The organism is Castellaniella sp., from assembly GCF_049671645.1.
Taxonomy (GTDB): Bacteria; Pseudomonadota; Gammaproteobacteria; order Burkholderiales; family Burkholderiaceae_B; genus Castellaniella.
Window position 1 is genome coordinate 293194 of the sequence record NZ_JBATVG010000023.1, and the last position, 15734, is coordinate 308927.

The following is a 15734-nucleotide window of genomic DNA, read 5'->3' on the forward strand; positions in this document are numbered from 1 at the left end:
TCAGAATGAACGCGGCATGCCCAGCACGTGCTGGCCGACATACGACAGGATCAGGTTGGTGGAAATCGGCGCCACCTGGTACAGGCGGGTTTCGCGGAACTTGCGTTCGATGTCGTATTCGCAGGCGAAACCGAACCCGCCATGGGCCTGCAGGCAGGCATTGGCAGCTTCCCAGGACGCATCGGCCGCCAGCATCTTGGCCATGTTGGCCTGGGCGCCGCAATCCTGGTGCGCGTCGAACAGGGCGCAAGCCTGGTAGCGCATCAGGCTGGCGGCCTCGACGTTGACGTAGGCCTTGGCGATGGGGAACTGCACCCCCTGGTTCTGGCCGATCGGGCGGCCGAATACGACGCGCTCGCTGACGTATTTCTTCGCCCGATCCACGAACCAGTAGCCGTCGCCGATGCATTCGGCCGCGATCAGCGTGCGTTCGGCGTTCAGGCCGTCCAGGATGTACTTGAAGCCCTGGCCTTCCTGGCCGATCAGGTTTTCCTCCGGAATTTCCAGGTCTTCGAAAAACAGTTCGTTGGTTTCGTGATTGACCATGTTCAGGATCGGCCGCACGCTCAGGCCATGGCCGATGGCGGATTTCAGGTCCACCATGAAGATCGACATGCCTTCCGATTTCTTGCGGACCTGATCCAGCGGCGTCGTGCGGGCCAGCAGGACCATCAGATCGGAATGCTGCACCCGGGAAATCCAGACCTTCTGCCCGTTGACCACATAGCGGCCGTCCTTCTTCACGGCCGTCGTCTTGATTTTCGTGGTGTCCGTGCCCGTCGTCGGCTCCGTGACCGCCATGGACTGCAGGCGCAGTTCACCGCTGGCGATCTTGGGCAGCCACTGCTGCTTTTGCGCGGACGAGCCGTGGCGCAGAATCGTGCCCATGTTGTACATCTGCCCGTGGCAGGCGCCCGAATTGCCGCCCGCCCGGTTGATTTCTTCCATGATCACCGAGGCCTCGGTCAGTCCCAGGCCGGAACCGCCGTATTCCTCCGGAATCAAGGCCGCCAGCCAACCGGCCTGGGTCAGCGCATCGACGAATTCCGCCGGATACCCGCGCTGCTCGTCGACACGCCGGAAGTACTCATCGCCGAATTGCGCGCACAGATCGCGAATCGCATCGCGAATGTCCTGATGGTGTCCCGCAGCGTCCAACATGCACAGCCTCTATCGTGAATAAGAAGGAGCAGGATGCAGGAATCGGCCCGGACAGGCAATTTTGTTTTGCCAAACAAGGCCTTTTGGAGATCAGTCGGGTGTGTCGTCCTGCGCGTCCCCGACCAGCAAATCAACCAGTTCCTGCGCGAAGACCGGCAATTCCCCCGCCTCGCGCCAGCAGATGTGCAGCTTGCGCAGCGACCATTCGTCGGTCAGCGCGACGATCCGGATCGGCAAGGTCTGCGCATAGCGCAAGGCGGCGGATTGCGGAATCACGCCGATGCCCACCCGCGCCGCGATCAGGCGGCACACGGCCTCGAAATTGCCGACCTCGACCCGGAACTTCAAGATGCGGCCCAGATCTTCGGCCGCCTTGAGCAAAAACGAGTGAATGGCGCTGGATTCAAACAGGCTGATGAAGTTATCGTCCAACGTCTGCTCGAACGCGCAGGCGGCCTGGCCGGCCAGGGGATGGTCCGGATAGGTGACCAGCACCAGCCGGTCGCTGCGATACGGCAGATAGCGGATACCCGCCCCGCCGCTGCCCTGGGCCGTGATGCCGATGTCCGCCACCCCGTCTGCCACGGCCTTGACGACCTGATAACTGAGGCGTTCGCGCAATTCGACGTTGACGTCGGGGTGGCTGACCAGGTAGCGGCCCAGCACGGCGGGGATGAATTCATTCATGGCCGTCGTGTTGGCGTAGACCCGGACCCGTCCCTTGACGCCTTTGGCATATTCCTGGATCTCGCCGCGCAGATGTTCGAGCTGGCGCAGCACTGTGCGGGCATGCTTGACGAATACCTCTCCGGACGGTGTCAAGGTCACCCCCTGGCTGCCGCGATACAACAGGTCCGTGCCCAGGGCCTCTTCCAGGCTCTTGACCCGGTTGCTGGCGGCCGGCAGCGACAGGAATGTGCGCTCCGCGCCCTTGGTCAGGCTCTGGGCGCCGGCCACGTTGACCATGAGCTGCATGTCGGTGAGGTCAAAGCGTGTCGCCATGGAATGCCGATCCCTTATGGTTTGATGAAGCCAGTCTTCAGCAAACAATAATAGGCAAAAAATTCCCCATGAAGCAAAGTCACTCTTGAAAAAGCCCCGCCGCGCCGACCGCGGGCGCCTGCCGGCAAGGCCGGCCTCCCCTTCCATCCATGCGTCCTTCAGGAAAACCATGTCCCACCCCAGCGCCATCCTGACCCGATTCCTCGCGGATCTCCGCTACGAACATATCCCGGCCCCCGTGCTGCGACGCGCCGAAGACCTGCTGCTGGACTGCCTGGGTTCCATGCTGGCCGGGTCGGGCGCGCGCGCGGTCCAGGCCATCGCGCACTACGGACAGGCCATGGGGCCGCAGCAAGGGCCAGCGGAAAACCTGGTCACGCGCAGCGGCACCAGCCCTGTCTTCGCCGCCATGAGCAATGCCGCCGCCGCCCATATGGTCGAACAGGACGACGTCCACAACGGATCGGTCTTCCACCCGGCCGCCGTCGTCATGCCGCCGGCCATGGCGCTTGCGCAGGCCCAGGGCGCCTCGGGGCGCGATTTGCTGACGGCCATCGTGGCCGGCTACGAAGCCGGCATCCGCATCGGCGAATTCCTGGGCCGCAGCCACTACACCATTTTTCACACGACCGGCACGGCCGGGGCGCCGGCAGCCGCCATGGCCGCCGGTAAACTGCTGGGGCTGGATGCCGCACGGATGCTGCATGCCCTGGGATCTGCCGGCACCCAGGCGGCGGGCCTGTGGGAATTCCTGCGCGACGGCGCGGATTCCAAGCAATTGCACACGGCGCGCGCCGCCGCCAACGGCCTGATGTCCGCCTGGCTGGCCGCGCAAGGCTTCACCGGCGCCAGCCGCATCCTGGAAGGGCCCCAGGGGATGGCGGCGGGCATGTCCCGCGACGCCGACCCGGCCCGCCTGACCGACGGCCTGGGGTCGCGCTGGGCGCTGCTGGAAACCTCCTTCAAATACCATGCGTCCTGCCGCCACACCCATCCCGCAGCCGATGCGCTGTTGTCCGTCGTGCAGGCGCATGACCTGGGCATCGCCGACATCAGCCGGGTGACGGCCCACGTCCACCAGGGCGCCATCGACGTCCTGGGGCCTGTCGTGAACCCGACGACCGTGCATCAATCCAAGTTCTCCATGGGCACGGTGCTGGGCCTGATCGCCAAGCACCGGAAAGCAGGTCTGCAGGAATTCGACGACGCCCCCGCCGATCCGGACATCGCGGATTTCCGCGCCCGCGTCGCCATGCAGCTGGATCCGGAGGTGGATGGCGCCTATCCGCGCCGCTGGATCGGAAAAGTCACCGTCACGACCCGCCAGGGCCAGACGCTGCACGGCCGCGTCGACACCCCCAAGGGCGACCCGGACAATACCTTGAGCCGTCCCGAGATCGAGGACAAGGTCCGCCGCCTGGGGAGTTATCATGATGCGGCTGGCGACACGGATCTGGATGCGCTGATCGGCCGGGTCTGGGGCCTGGCCGATACGGCGCGGGTGGGAGACTTCTGCTCCCGGATCACGCAGCCTGCGCACCCCTGACGGCATCACGATCCCATACGACCCATTGTGCTTTCCGCGACTGATCCAGCCTCCCCGCCACCCGTCTCGTCCGCGCTGACGCTGGCCGCCACCCTGACCATCCAGTCGCTGGTGTCCATGTCCTTGTTGACCTTGCCGGCCATCGCCCCGGTCATCGCGGACGTGCTGCGCGTCCCGGCGGCCTATGTCGGCGTCTACGTGGCCCTGGCCTATCTGGGCGCCATGGCCGCGAGCCTGCTGTCCGGGTCCGCCACCCGACGCTACGGCGCCATCCGCGCCAGCCAGGCCGGCATGGTGATCTGCGCGCTGGGCCTGCTTCTGTGCACGATCGCCTCGGTGCCGGTCATGGCCGTCGGCGCCCTGCTGGTCGGGCTGGGCTACGGCCCCATCACGCCGGCCAGTTCGCACCTGCTGGCCCGCACCACGCCGGCCCACCGCATGTCCTTCGTCTTTTCGATCAAGCAGACGGGCGTTCCCCTGGGCGGCGTGCTGGCCGGCCTGATCGTGCCGGGCCTGGCCCAGTGGACTGGCTGGCAGGCCGCCTTCACGATCGTCGCCGCCGCCAACCTGCTCTGCGCGCTGGCGATCCAGCCCCTGCGACCGGCGCTGGACGCCGACCAGAACCCCCGGCAGAAGCTGTCCGCCGGCAACGGCCTGATCGGACCGCTGAAACTGGTCTTCAGCCAGCGCAGCCTGGCGGTGCTGGCCGGCGTCTCGTTCCTGTTTTCCATCGCCCAATTGTCCCTGACTTCGTATCTGGTCACCTTCCTGAACCACGACCTGGGAATGGATCTGATCGCGGCCGGCTTCATCCTGGCGGTTTCGCAGGCCGCCGGGGTCGGCGGCCGCCTGCTGTGGGGCTATCTGTCGGATCACTACTTCGGTCCGGTCAGGACCCTGGGCGGCCTGTCCGCCTTGATCGCCCTGTGCGCCCTGTGCATCCCGCTGCTGCAGACGATCGACTCGAACATCATCGTGCTGGTCGTGCTGTGCCTGTTCGGCGGCAGCGCCATCGGCTGGAACGGCGTGTACCTGGCCGAAGTCGCCCGCCAGGCCCCGGCCGGCCAGGCCAGCGTCGCCACCGGCGGCACCCTGGCGATGACGTTCCTGGGCGTGGTGGTCGGGCCGCCGATCTTCGGCTGGATCGCATCGCTGTCGGGCAGCTACGGATTCGCCTATGCCACGCTGATGGCGCCGGCGGGCATCTGCCTGATGCTGCTATGGCGGTATCGGGCGGCGTTCGCGCGCTAGCTGCGCAAGCCCTGCGGCATCGCCGGCCTCATACCACGCCCGATGCCGCCTCTCCGATCTCGTCGCCCGGATCGCGCCCCATGGTCTCGCCCAGATAATCCAGGAACGAACGCACGGCCGGCGACATGCCGCGACGCGACAGATACGCGGCATGCACGATGCCCGAGGGCAAGGACCACCCGGGCAGGACGGATTCCAGACGGCCCTGCGCGATGTCCTCGCGGCACATGTAGTCGGGAATGACCCCGATGCCGACGCCCCCCTTGATCGCATACAGCAGCGACAACAAGTCGTCCACGATGCATGCGGCGCGGCACACCGCCTGGCATTGCGCCCCCTGCGGCCCGGCCAGGGAAAAATGAATCTTGCCCGCCTGCGCGGACATCCCTGCCGCATCGAAGCGCTCCAGGTCGGCGGGATGAGCCGGCCTTCCAAGGCGGTGCAGCAGTTCGGGGCTGGCGACCAGCAGGCCGTGGCTCAGGCCCAGCCGCTTGATGATGGCGCTGCCGCTGTCATCCAGGGTTTGGCGCACCCGCAAGGCGACGTCCACGCGTTCGCTGACCAGATCGACCACGCGATTGCTGACTTCGAGTTCCAGCCTGACCAGCGGATGACGCTTCAGGTAGGCCGGGATCAGGGGCGCAATCACCGACTGCGCGAGCGTGACGGGGCAGGACACCCGCAGGGGGCCGCGCGGTTCGGCCAGGATCCGGGAGATTTCCGCGTGCGCCTGATCGGCCTCTTCCCGCACGGCGATACAGTGACGGACGTATTGCTCGCCCGCCAGCGTCAGGGATAGCTTGCGCGTCGTGCGATTCAGAAGTCGCACGCCCAGTTCGGTCTCCAGCCGCGCAATTCGTCTCGACAGGCGCGAGGTCGGCAGATCCAGCGCGCGGGCCGCGCCCACAAAGCTGCCATGCTCCACGACTTCCGCAAAGTACCTCATGTCGTTCAAGTCTTGCATGGTGGATTAGCCTCAAAAATAGAATGCTGTAGCTCACGATAGGCATATTATCGCTTTCGCATTCATAATGGAAAATAACGTCTATCGAAGGTTTCCTTTCCGGACCTCATTCAGACAAGGTATTTCCATGAAACTGCTGCACATCGACTCCAGCATCACCGGCTCCGATTCCATCTCACGCCGCCTGTCCCACGAGATCGTGGCGCAACAGCGGGCCGCGCACCCCGACCTGCAGGTCGCCTATCTGGATCTGGCCGCCCAGGCGCCCCAGCCGCTATCGTTGAATGCCCTTGGCTTCCGGATGCCGGGTCAGGCTGACGCGGCTACCGAGGCCCAGCGCCTGGAAAACGAGGTGTCCGAAGCGCTGGTCAGCCAGTTGCTCGCAACCGATATCGTCGTCATCGGCGCGCCGATGTACAACTTCACGATTCCCGCCCAGCTCAAGTCCTGGCTGGATCGCGTGGCCCAGGCCGGCCGCACGTTCAAATACACCGAAAGCGGCCCGGTGGGCCTGCTGGGCGACAAGACGGTGATCCTGGCGCTGAGCCGAGGCGGCATCTATTCCGCGAACCCGGCCATGGAGCACCAGGAAAGCTATCTGAAATCGATCTTCGGTTTCATGGGCGTCAGCGACATCCGCGTGGTGCGCGCCGAAGGGCTGAACATGGGCCCCGAACACCGCGAACGCGGCCTGGCCCAGGCCCAGGCGGATATCGAGGCGCTGCTGGCCGCCTGATCATTCAGGCCGGCCGTCAAGATACAGAGCGAAGGATGGTGCGACGCAACCGCGCCATCCTGGGGACACGCCCCATCCGCTACCGCCCGGTCAGCGCGGCGGATCGCTGATCCGCGGCAGCGGTACGTTCAATCGTCGACCATGCGCATCGCATTCGTCAGCGAACGCGCGCAAGCCAGAAGCGCGGGAACCATTTTTTCTTCCGCTTCGAGCCGTCCCCAGCGGCTGGTCGGCGCGACTACATGCACGGCGGCGACAGGCCGCCCCTCGTTATTCAGGACAGGGGCCGCCAGCGTCATGTCGCCCAGGAAAAGCTCCTCCTGATTGACCGCATAACCCCGCGCGCGCGCCGCACGCAAAATATCCATCAGCGCTTCCACATCCGTGCACGTATGGACTGTGTGCGCCCGGATCGACTGCCGGCCGATGACACCACGAGCCTCGTCCTCGGGCAGGGCGCTCAGGATGGCCCGTCCGGAACCTGTGCAGTACATGGGAATCCGGCTGCCGGTTGGCATATGGATGGGTATGTAGCGGGCACTGACAAAGCGGGCGATATAGACCATTTCCCCGTCGTCCGGCTCGGTCAGGCAGACCGTCTCCTGGGTGACATTGGAAAGCTCTATCAAAAAGGGAATGGCAATACCGATCAGGGGGTGCAGACTGAGATAGTCGAAGCCCAACTGAAGCGACCGCACCGTCAACTGGTAGCGGCGTGTCTTGCTGTGTGTGCGCAAATATCCCAGTTGCTGCAACGTATACACCATCCGTTGCGCGGAACTGCGATTGATCCCCACCGCATCGGCGATTTCTCCAATGGTCATCGTCCTTCGCGTCGGTCCGAAGGCGCGCAAGACGGCCAGTCCCTTTTCCAAGGATTGATTGAACAGCCTGTCGGCGACCGATTTTTCATGCATGAGCCAGGACACCTATCTCCAATTACGGGTATGAGTATAGCTTTTCGTCTTTAATAAATCGCTATGCGATTACATAAATGTGATTAGTGGTTAATACCAATTCATAAGCGATCTGCCACACACTATCTTTGAACCGAGGTCAGCCCGGCTACGGGTCGCACAACAGCTAGGCTGTGTCACAACAGAACGCCGCCCATCCGCATGCATGCTCCGGGTACGCGCTCATACTCGGAGTACATACCGATGACCAGAACGACACCCTTTCTCCAGTTCGCAGTCGCATCCCTCTGCATCACCGCCGGCCTGCTGATCGCCCCCGTCAGTGCGGAAACACTCAAGGTGGGCGCTACCTCGACGGGCATCCCATTCACATTTCTCAACGTCAAGACCGGACAGATCGAAGGCATGATGGTCGATGTCGCCGATGCCGTGGCAAAAGTCTCAGGCAATCAGGCCGAGATCAAGCAAACGGTATTCTCCGCGCTCATTCCTTCGCTGACCACCAAGAAAATCGATTTCATTTCCGCAGCCATGATCCAGACGCCGGCCCGAGCAGAAGTGGTCGACTTCACGGACTCCGTCTATGACAAGTACGGAGACGGACTCATCGTCAAACAGGGAGAAACCGCAGACATCAAGTCGCTGGACGACCTGCAAGGGAAAACACTGGGTGTGCAGGCAGGCACCGTCTACTACAACATCGCCACCAAAAAGGGCGGCTTCAAGGCTATCCGAACCTATGATTCGATCGCGGACATGGCTCGCGACCTGGCGTTGGGGCGTATCGACGCGGGGCTCGGCGACAAACCGATCATGGCCTACCAGATCAAGACCGGAAATCTCAAAGGAGTCGAACTGGCGCCGCACTACGCATCCATCCAGGTGGGCCACATCAGTCTGGTGGTTCGCAAAGGCGACACCAAGCTGCTCAACACCCTGAATGCCGCGATCGCCAAGATCAAGGCCAATGGCGAGCTGGACAAGATCATCGCCAAATGGGGTATCTGAGCCTGTAAGGAGGCGGTATGGACGAAGCAGTGCTCCACGTGCGCGAATTCCTGCCCATCCTGCTGGAAGGCGCAATCATCACCATCCAGATCACGATCCTGTCGTTCCTGCTCAGCAGCGTGATCGGCTTGGTCATGGCGCTGCTTCGTGTCAGCCATATCGCCGCGCTGCGCGCGATCGCAAAGACCTACATCAACATCATCCGCGGGCTGCCCATCATTGTGCAGCTCTTCTACATCTACTTCGTCCTGCCGGATTTCAACATCGAGCTCAGCGCATTCCAGTCGGGTGTCATCGGGCTCGGCATTGCCTACAGCGCCTACCAGGCCGAAAACTTCCGGGCCGGGATCGAGGCCGTCGACCCGGGTCAGCGAGAGGCTGCGCAAGCGATCGGCATGCGGATGCCGCTCATGATGCGCCGAGTCATCCTGCCTCAGGCATTCAAGATCGCGCTTCCCCCCTACGGAAATATCCTCGTCATGATGTTGAAGGACTCCTCCCTGGTCTCGACCATCACCGTGGCGGAACTGACCCGCCAGGGGCAGCTGATCGCAACCTCCACCTTCCAGAACACCACTGTCTACACCATGGTCGCCATCATGTACCTGATCCTGAGTCTGCCGCTGGTCTGGGTGCTCAACCGCATCGAGGCGCGCCTCAAGACGAGGAAGGCCCATGATTGAAGTCTCCAATCTTCAAAAATCCTTCGGCGATCATGCCGTCCTCAAGGGCGTCTCGCTCAGTGTGGAGCCCGGCGAGGTGGTCTGTCTGATCGGCCCTTCGGGGTCCGGAAAATCCACGATCCTGCGCTGCCTGAACGGACTCGAATCCTACGACGGGGGAGAAGTCCGCATCTCCGGCCGCCTCGTCGACCAGTCCTCCAAAGACATCCACAGCATCCGCGCGTCACTTGGGATGGTGTTCCAGCGCTTCAACCTGTTCAACCATCGGACCGTCATGCAGAACATCATCGAAGGCCCGGTGTACGTCAAACACGAGACCGTCGACCAAGCCCGTTCCAGGGCTGCCGCGCTGCTGGACAGAGTCGGCCTGAAAGGCCGGGAAGATGCGTATCCGACCGAACTGTCGGGCGGGCAACAACAGCGGGTCGCCATTGCCCGCGCGCTGGCGATGCAGCCCGATGCCATGCTGTTTGATGAACCCACCTCCGCCCTCGACCCGGAACTGGTGGGCGACGTGCTGCACGTCATGCGCGACCTCGCCGAGGAAGGCATGACGATGGTGGTCGTCACGCACGAAATGGGCTTTGCTCGCGAAGTATCCGACAGAGTCTGCTTCCTGTATGACGGCCGCATCCTGGAGGAAGGACCATCCAAGCAGGTCCTGGGACACCCGGAGAACCCCCGCACACAGGACTTCCTGAAGCGGGTCCTGCACCCCGATGCCCAGGGAGAGGACGCATCATGACACCGGTTCGCCCCGCGAGCGCCCATCCCGACGCGGCTTCCTACTGGATGGACACGGCAATACCCGCACAGGCAGCCCCCGCCCTGACAGAAAGCCGCAGCACCGACGTGTTGATCGTCGGCGCCGGCTTCACCGGATTATCGACGGCCTTGCACCTGGCGCCATCCGGCGCATCGACGATGGTGATCGATGCGCACCAACCAGGCTGGGGAGCCTCGGGCCGCAACGGCGGCCAGGTCAACCCCACCCTGAAATACGACCCGGATGAACTCATCGCCATGTTCGGCGACCGCGCGGGCCGGCTCATCCACACCATCGCGACCTCGGCCGACCAGGTCTTCGATCTGATCAACCATCACCGGATAGACTGCAACCCGGTCCGGAGCGGCTGGCTTCAGGTCAGCTATAAAAAATCCGGCATTCCGGCGCTACACCGCCGCGCACGCCAATGGCAGGATCGAGGCTACTTCGCCGACTCACTGGACAGCATGGCCACCCAACGACTGACGGGGACGCGGGCCTTCCACGGAGGCTGGATCGACAGGCGCGCAGGCAGCCTGCATCCCTTGTCCTATGTGCGAGGTCTTCACCAGGCCGCTCTGGCCGCAGGCGCCCAGGTGTTCGGCGACAGCCCCGTCACACGACTCTCACGCCAAGGCGATAAATGGCTGGCGCGCCTGGCAAACGGCGCCCGCATCACGGCCGACCAAGTCGTCCTGGCAACGAACGGCTACAGCGACGCCTTGCTGCCCGGGCTTTCGCAAACCATCCTCTCGGCCAACAGCTTCATCATCGCCACCTCGGCGCTGGGCGACAAAACGCGGCATATCCTGCCATCCGGAGAAACGCTGTCCACGGCGGAACGCCTGCTGATCTATCTGCGCAAGGAAGCGGATGGGCGCTTACTGCTGGGCGGCCGGGGCCTTTTTGACGATCCTGCGGGGGCCGGCGACTTCGCCCACATCGAGCGGTCGATGACGCGCATATACCCCGATCTCGCACCCTTTCACTATGAATACCGCTGGGCCGGCAGAATCGCCATCACACGAGATTTTCTGCCCCATGTCCACCGCCCGGCCCCCGGCATGCTGGTTGCGCTGGGCTACAACGGGCGCGGCGTGGCCGCAGCCACAGTCATGGGGATCCACCTGGCGCGACTTCTCGTCAACGGCGACGAGACGGAATTTCCATTCCCGATCACACCGCTCAGGAAAATTCCGCTGCACGGCGCCTTGCAGCATTTCTATATCTCAGCCGGGGTGGCGTGGTACGGCCTGCTTGACCGGCTGGCACGCTAGACATGCCGGCGCCACGCCATCCTTGGCGACGCCGCTGACGACGCCGATCCGGCTCAGACGAACATGCCGCCGGACGCCTCGATGCGCTGAGCGTTGACCCAGCGGCTGTCGGGCGACAACAGGGCGGCGATCAGATCGCCGATATCATCCGGTTTGCCGGCGCGGCCGAGCGCCGTCACGGAGGCCACGAAAGCATTCATTTCCCGATCGTCGCGGACGGCGCCGCCATGGAAATCGGTCTCGATGGCGCCCGGCGCAATGGTATTCACCGCGATGCCGCGCGGCCCCAGTTCCTTGGCCAGATAGCGCGTCATCACTTCGACGCCGCCTTTCATCACGGCATAGGCGATGAAATTGGGCAGCGAAAAGCGGGTCAGGCCGGAAGACACATTCAATATCCGTCCGCCGTCGCGCAACAGGGGCAGCAAAGCCTGGGTCAGGAAGAACGGGCCTTTCAGATGGATGCGCATCATCTCGTCGAATTGCGCTTCGGTAGTCTCGGAAAATGAGGCATAGATCCCCATTCCCGCATTGTTGACCAGATGATCGAAACCGGTGCTTTGCCAATGGCCGGACAAGGTCTCCCGGACCTGCGCGGCGAATCCGGCAAAACTGCCGCTGTCGGCGACATCGAGCTGCAGCGCGACCGCTCGCCGCCCTTTATCCTGGATACGGGACACGACCTCGTCGGCCGACGCCCGGTCGGTGTGGTAAGTCAACAGCACGTCGCTGCCTCGATCGGCCAGCTTGAGCGCCGCATCCCGGCCCAGGCCGCGGCTGCCGCCGGTGATGAGTGAAATGGTGGAGGGCATGGTGGCTCCTTCGGTTCAGGGTTTCGTTGAATGGAGATGTCATTCTATTGAACGGAACCAATGCTATAAATACGGATAATTTGAAAACATTGTTCGCCCCAAGGAGCCAATCAAGCCCATGGACCGCATTCAGGATATGCAGGTGTTCAAGCGCGTGGCCGAACTCAGCGGCTTCAGCGCGGCGGCCGACAGCCTGGGCCTGCCCAAGGCGACGGTGTCCGGCGCCGTGCGCCGGCTGGAAGACCGGCTGGGCGCCCGCCTGCTGCACCGGACCACGCGCCGGGTGAGCCTGACGCGGGACGGCGAGGTGTTCTACCAGCGCTGCTGCGACCTGCTGGCCGATATGGAGGAACTGGAAGCCCTGTTCCTGAGCGGCGACGAGGCGCTGAGCGGCGTCATCCGCACCGACATGTCCAACGGCATCCTGCAGAACATGATCCTGGCCCGGCTGCCCGGATTCCTGGACGCCCACCCCCTGCTCCGGGTGGAGATGAGCAGCACCGACCAGTTCGTCGACCTGGTGCGCGGCGGATTCGACTGCGTGTTCCGGGTGGGCGAGCCCGGCGACGTGAATCTGGCCGCGCGCCGGCTGGGGCGCCTGCCGTTCGTCAACGGCGCGAGCCCTGCCTATCTCGAACGCCACGGCGTGCCGCGCACGCTGGACGATCTGCGCCGCCACCGGCTGATCCATTATGTCGGTCATCTGGGGGCGGACGACCCGGGATTCGAGTACCCCGTCCGCGACGGGTACGGCCTGCTGCCCATGCCGGGCGCGCTCACGGTCAATCACGTCCACGCCTACGAGTCGGCCGCGATCGCGGGCCTGGGCATCATCCAGGCGCCGGAGGCGCGGATGCGGCAACTGATCGAAAGCGGCCAGATGGTCGAGATCCTGCCGCAATACCGCCCGCGGTCCCTGCCGGTGTCCGTGCTCTACCCGGGGCGCCGCCACCTGGCGCGGCGCACCCTGGCGTTCATGGACTGGGCGCAGTCCATCATTGATCCCATCCTGGTGAAGGACTGACCCGCCTTGGGCCGGGGCCGCAGTTCCAAAGCTTATCGGTTCCTGTAGTTCAGGGCCACGAACCTGTAGGCGCCGTCATCCGCACCGATGCGGCCCATCCCCGGAAAGGGAACATGCGCGCCGGCCACCAGCTCGCGGGCCTTGGACAGCGCAGCGAACTGCCGGGCGCGCTGCGTGGCGGCCCCGGGCTGGTCGACATCATAGAGAATGGTGATGCCGGGCTTTGCGAACTGCAGCGACTCCACATGGACCAGATCGCCGATGAAGGTCATGGACTGCCCCCTGCTCTCCACGCGGTAGAGACTATGGCCTGGCGTATGGCCCGGCGCGGGAATCGAGCGGATGCCCGGCAGGATCAGCGTGGGTCCCGAGAAGGGCCGCAACTTGAAGCCCATGTCCGTTCAAGCGACGATGACGCGATCGTAGGCCCGATCCCGGACGGCTGCGTGGCCGCGCCCCTCCAAGCGGCCCCACGCACCGGCGATGCGGTCGATGGCGCTTCGCAGCTCGGCCGCAGGCCGCGACCAGGGCAACCGCACGAACGCGTCCAGCCCGCCGCTGGGGGAAAAGACCGGGCCGGGCGAAACGACGACCTGGCTGCGCGTCAGGGCGGCGGCCAGAGCGGTCGCGCCCCGGTGCGGCAACTCGCACCATAAGGCCAGACCGCCCGAGGGCGGCGCGAACCGCCAGTCGGGCAACTGCGCCGACACCGCCTCGATCAGGGCATCGCGCTGGGTGCGCAGGCGTTCCAGATGTCCCGCCGAGACCGTCCCCCGGCGCAGCAGATGCGCCGCTGCAAGCTGCTCGACCACGGGCACGCCCAGATCCAGCGACATGCGGGCCCGGGGCACCCGCTCCACGCGGGGGCGCGGGACGCGGATCCACCCCACGCGCAATCCGCCCCAGAACGCCTTGCTCATGCTGCCCAGGGTGAAAGCGTCCGGGTCGAAGGCCGCGAAAGGCGGGGGCATGGGCCCGCCATCCAGGGCCAGGGCGTGGTGAGTCTCGTCCACGATGGCGAGGGTGCCGTGGGCGCGCAGATGCGCGCCCAGCCGCTCGCGCTGCTCCGCGCCCATCAGCGCCCCCGTGGGGTTCTGGAAGTCAGGAATGAGATAGGCGAAATCCGGCCGCACCTGCCGCACCGTATCCAGGAGGCTGGACAGATCCCAGCCGTTCGCATCCAGGAGGGCCTCGTGCAACTGCATGCCCGAGGCCCTCAGCATTTCGGCGGCATTGGGGTAGGTGGGGGACTCGACCAGCGCATGGCCGCGGCGCGGAGCGAAGGCGCGCACGACCACGCTGGCGGCGGTCAGCGCACCCGGGGTGACCACGATCTGCGCCGGATCGGTGGGCAATCCCCTCGCTGCATAGGAGTCGGCGACCGCCTCCTGCAGCACCGGCAGGCCGGACGGAAAGTATCCGTGCCCGCCCAGATAGGCGGGCAGGTCCGAGAGCGCCGCCGTGTAGGCCGCCATCACTTCGGCCGGGGCCGAGTCGGCCGCGCAACTGAGGTCGATCCACCCCGCGCCGGCGCCGCCCGCAACCAGGACGCGGTCGTGTGCCCGCTCGCGGCCGCCGGGCACCGCGGTGAATGTCCCGGAACCCTGCGCTGCATGCGCAAAGCCATTGTCGCGCAAGGCGGCATAAGCGCGCGTCGCCGTGGTGCGGGACAAGCCGAGAGCCGCAGCCAGTTCCCGTTCGCTGGGCAGGCGCACCCCGAGAGGGATCCGGCCGTCCCCGATGAGCAGCGTGAGCGTATCCGCCAGCCCCGCATAGGCCGGGCCCTGGGGGAGGCTGCCCACGAGCTGTCGCACGCGGCGCGCGGAAATGGCTTCTTTCATATCAGGCCACTTTCTGATAATTGGCTATTTTCAACAATGCCAATTATAGGCAAGATGGACGCCATGGATACTTCTGCTGAACTTGCCCAGCTTGGGCCGCTCGAACAACTCCGCACGGGAAGACTGGCCCGGCGGCTGATTCAATTGACGGTCGGGCTGTCTCTTTACGGCGTCTCGATGGCGATGATGATACGCGGCAACCTCGGGCTGGCGCCCTGGGATGCGCTGCACATCGGCGTGACCGGACATCTCCCGCTCAGCTTTGGCGAGGTGGTCATCGGCCTCTCGTTCCTGGTGCTCTTGCTGTGGATTCCTCTGCGCGAAATCCCGGGCATCGGCACGCTGGCCAATGCCCTGATCATCGGCGCCGTCGCCGACCTTGCATTGCAGAACCTGCACACGCCCGAGCACTTCGTGGAACGCCTGGCCCTCACGGCGGGCGGCGTCCTGCTGTGCGGTCTGAGTTCGGCGCTGTACATCGGGGCTCAGCTGGGGCGCGGCCCCCGGGACGGCCTGATGACCGGCCTTCACCGCGTGACGGGACTTTCGCTGCGCCTGGTGCGCACCGGACTGGAACTGGCGGTGCTGCTGGTGGGACTTCTTCTGGGCGGTTCAGCGGTGTTCGGCATCGGCACGGTCCTGTTCGCGCTGAGCATCGGCCCGCTGACGCAGGCCCTGCTGTCGTGGCTATTGGTCCCCGCCCACCCGGACGCCGGCTCGTAGCGCCCCCGGACACGCGCCCGGGG

At 64.9% G+C, this 15734-nt stretch carries 16 protein-coding genes; 9 read left to right on the plus strand and 7 right to left on the minus strand.

The features are described 5' to 3' along the window. Together WBG56_RS12410 and WBG56_RS12415 are read right to left on the minus strand one after the other, a co-directional pair. On the minus strand, positions 1 to 1161 hold the full coding sequence (locus tag WBG56_RS12410; RefSeq protein ID WP_424268738.1) for an acyl-CoA dehydrogenase family protein: 1161 nt from the start codon (positions 1159 to 1161) through the stop codon (positions 1 to 3). Positions 1162 to 1251: 90 nt separating this feature from the next. Further along, positions 1252 to 2163 carry a LysR substrate-binding domain-containing protein gene (locus WBG56_RS12415; RefSeq protein WP_424268740.1) on the minus strand — a complete coding sequence of 304 codons (912 nt, stop codon included), beginning with the start codon at positions 2161 to 2163 and terminating at the stop codon, positions 1252 to 1254. A gap of 169 nt (positions 2164 to 2332) precedes the next feature. Between WBG56_RS12415 and WBG56_RS12420 the strand changes: the two genes are divergently transcribed. Both WBG56_RS12420 and WBG56_RS12425 read left to right on the plus strand, forming a co-directional pair. After that, positions 2333 to 3709 (plus strand): MmgE/PrpD family protein, encoded by a 1377-nt coding sequence (locus WBG56_RS12420; RefSeq protein WP_424268742.1) that lies wholly within the window; start codon positions 2333 to 2335, stop codon positions 3707 to 3709. A 27-nt stretch (positions 3710 to 3736) separates the two neighbouring features. Then, on the plus strand, positions 3737 to 4960 hold the full coding sequence (locus WBG56_RS12425) for an MFS transporter (RefSeq protein WP_424268744.1): 1224 nt from the start codon (positions 3737 to 3739) through the stop codon (positions 4958 to 4960). A 28-nt stretch (positions 4961 to 4988) separates the two neighbouring features. Here the strand turns inward: WBG56_RS12425 and WBG56_RS12430 are convergent, their stop codons facing one another. Beyond that, complete coding sequence (locus tag WBG56_RS12430; RefSeq protein WP_424268746.1) at positions 4989 to 5924, minus strand: LysR family transcriptional regulator; 936 nt, start codon at positions 5922 to 5924, stop codon at positions 4989 to 4991. 127 nt (positions 5925 to 6051) lie between these two features. Here WBG56_RS12430 and WBG56_RS12435 point away from each other — a divergent pair, with 127 nt between their 5' ends. Continuing rightward, positions 6052 to 6660: an FMN-dependent NADH-azoreductase gene (locus tag WBG56_RS12435; protein WP_424268748.1), complete on the plus strand. Its 609-nt coding sequence runs from the start codon at positions 6052 to 6054 to the stop codon at positions 6658 to 6660. 128 nt (positions 6661 to 6788) lie between these two features. Here the strand turns inward: WBG56_RS12435 and WBG56_RS12440 are convergent, their stop codons facing one another. Next, entirely contained in the window at positions 6789 to 7577 is a 789-nt protein-coding gene (locus tag WBG56_RS12440; protein WP_424268750.1) for an IclR family transcriptional regulator, read from the minus strand. Positions 7578 to 7820: 243 nt separating this feature from the next. On the opposite strand from WBG56_RS12440, the gene WBG56_RS12445 reads away from it, so the two are divergent. Genes WBG56_RS12445 through WBG56_RS12460 form a run of 4 tightly spaced genes read left to right on the plus strand, consistent with a single transcriptional unit; the run spans position 7821 to position 11311 of the window. Continuing rightward, on the plus strand, positions 7821 to 8585 hold the full coding sequence (locus WBG56_RS12445; RefSeq protein WP_424268752.1) for an ABC transporter substrate-binding protein: 765 nt from the start codon (positions 7821 to 7823) through the stop codon (positions 8583 to 8585). Between the two features lie 17 nt (positions 8586 to 8602). Then, the gene (locus tag WBG56_RS12450; protein ID WP_424268754.1) at positions 8603 to 9268 is read left to right on the plus strand and encodes an amino acid ABC transporter permease; all 666 of its coding nucleotides are present in this window, start codon (positions 8603 to 8605) and stop codon (positions 9266 to 9268) included. Continuing rightward, positions 9261 to 10013, plus strand: a complete 753-nt coding sequence (locus WBG56_RS12455) for an amino acid ABC transporter ATP-binding protein (RefSeq protein WP_424268756.1) — start codon at positions 9261 to 9263, stop codon at positions 10011 to 10013. The genes WBG56_RS12450 and WBG56_RS12455 overlap by 8 nt, the downstream gene beginning before the upstream one ends. After that, complete coding sequence (locus WBG56_RS12460; RefSeq protein ID WP_424268758.1) at positions 10010 to 11311, plus strand: NAD(P)/FAD-dependent oxidoreductase; 1302 nt, start codon at positions 10010 to 10012, stop codon at positions 11309 to 11311. The genes WBG56_RS12455 and WBG56_RS12460 overlap by 4 nt, the downstream gene beginning before the upstream one ends. A 53-nt stretch (positions 11312 to 11364) precedes the next feature. Here the strand turns inward: WBG56_RS12460 and WBG56_RS12465 are convergent, their stop codons facing one another. After that, positions 11365 to 12123 carry an SDR family NAD(P)-dependent oxidoreductase gene (locus WBG56_RS12465; RefSeq protein WP_424268760.1) on the minus strand — a complete coding sequence of 253 codons (759 nt, stop codon included), beginning with the start codon at positions 12121 to 12123 and terminating at the stop codon, positions 11365 to 11367. 118 nt (positions 12124 to 12241) lie between these two features. Between WBG56_RS12465 and WBG56_RS12470 the strand changes: the two genes are divergently transcribed. Further along, positions 12242 to 13147, plus strand: coding sequence for a LysR family transcriptional regulator (locus tag WBG56_RS12470; RefSeq protein ID WP_424268762.1), 906 nt, complete (start codon positions 12242 to 12244; stop codon positions 13145 to 13147). 32 nt (positions 13148 to 13179) lie between these two features. Here the strand turns inward: WBG56_RS12470 and WBG56_RS12475 are convergent, their stop codons facing one another. Further along, positions 13180 to 13542 carry a hypothetical protein gene (locus tag WBG56_RS12475; protein WP_424268764.1) on the minus strand — a complete coding sequence of 121 codons (363 nt, stop codon included), beginning with the start codon at positions 13540 to 13542 and terminating at the stop codon, positions 13180 to 13182. A gap of 6 nt (positions 13543 to 13548) precedes the next feature. Beyond that, entirely contained in the window at positions 13549 to 14988 is a 1440-nt protein-coding gene (locus WBG56_RS12480; protein WP_424268766.1) for a PLP-dependent aminotransferase family protein, read from the minus strand. Between the two features lie 63 nt (positions 14989 to 15051). On the opposite strand from WBG56_RS12480, the gene WBG56_RS12485 reads away from it, so the two are divergent. Next, on the plus strand, positions 15052 to 15711 hold the full coding sequence (locus WBG56_RS12485) for a YczE/YyaS/YitT family protein (RefSeq protein ID WP_424268768.1): 660 nt from the start codon (positions 15052 to 15054) through the stop codon (positions 15709 to 15711). Positions 15712 to 15734: the final 23 nt, after the last annotated feature.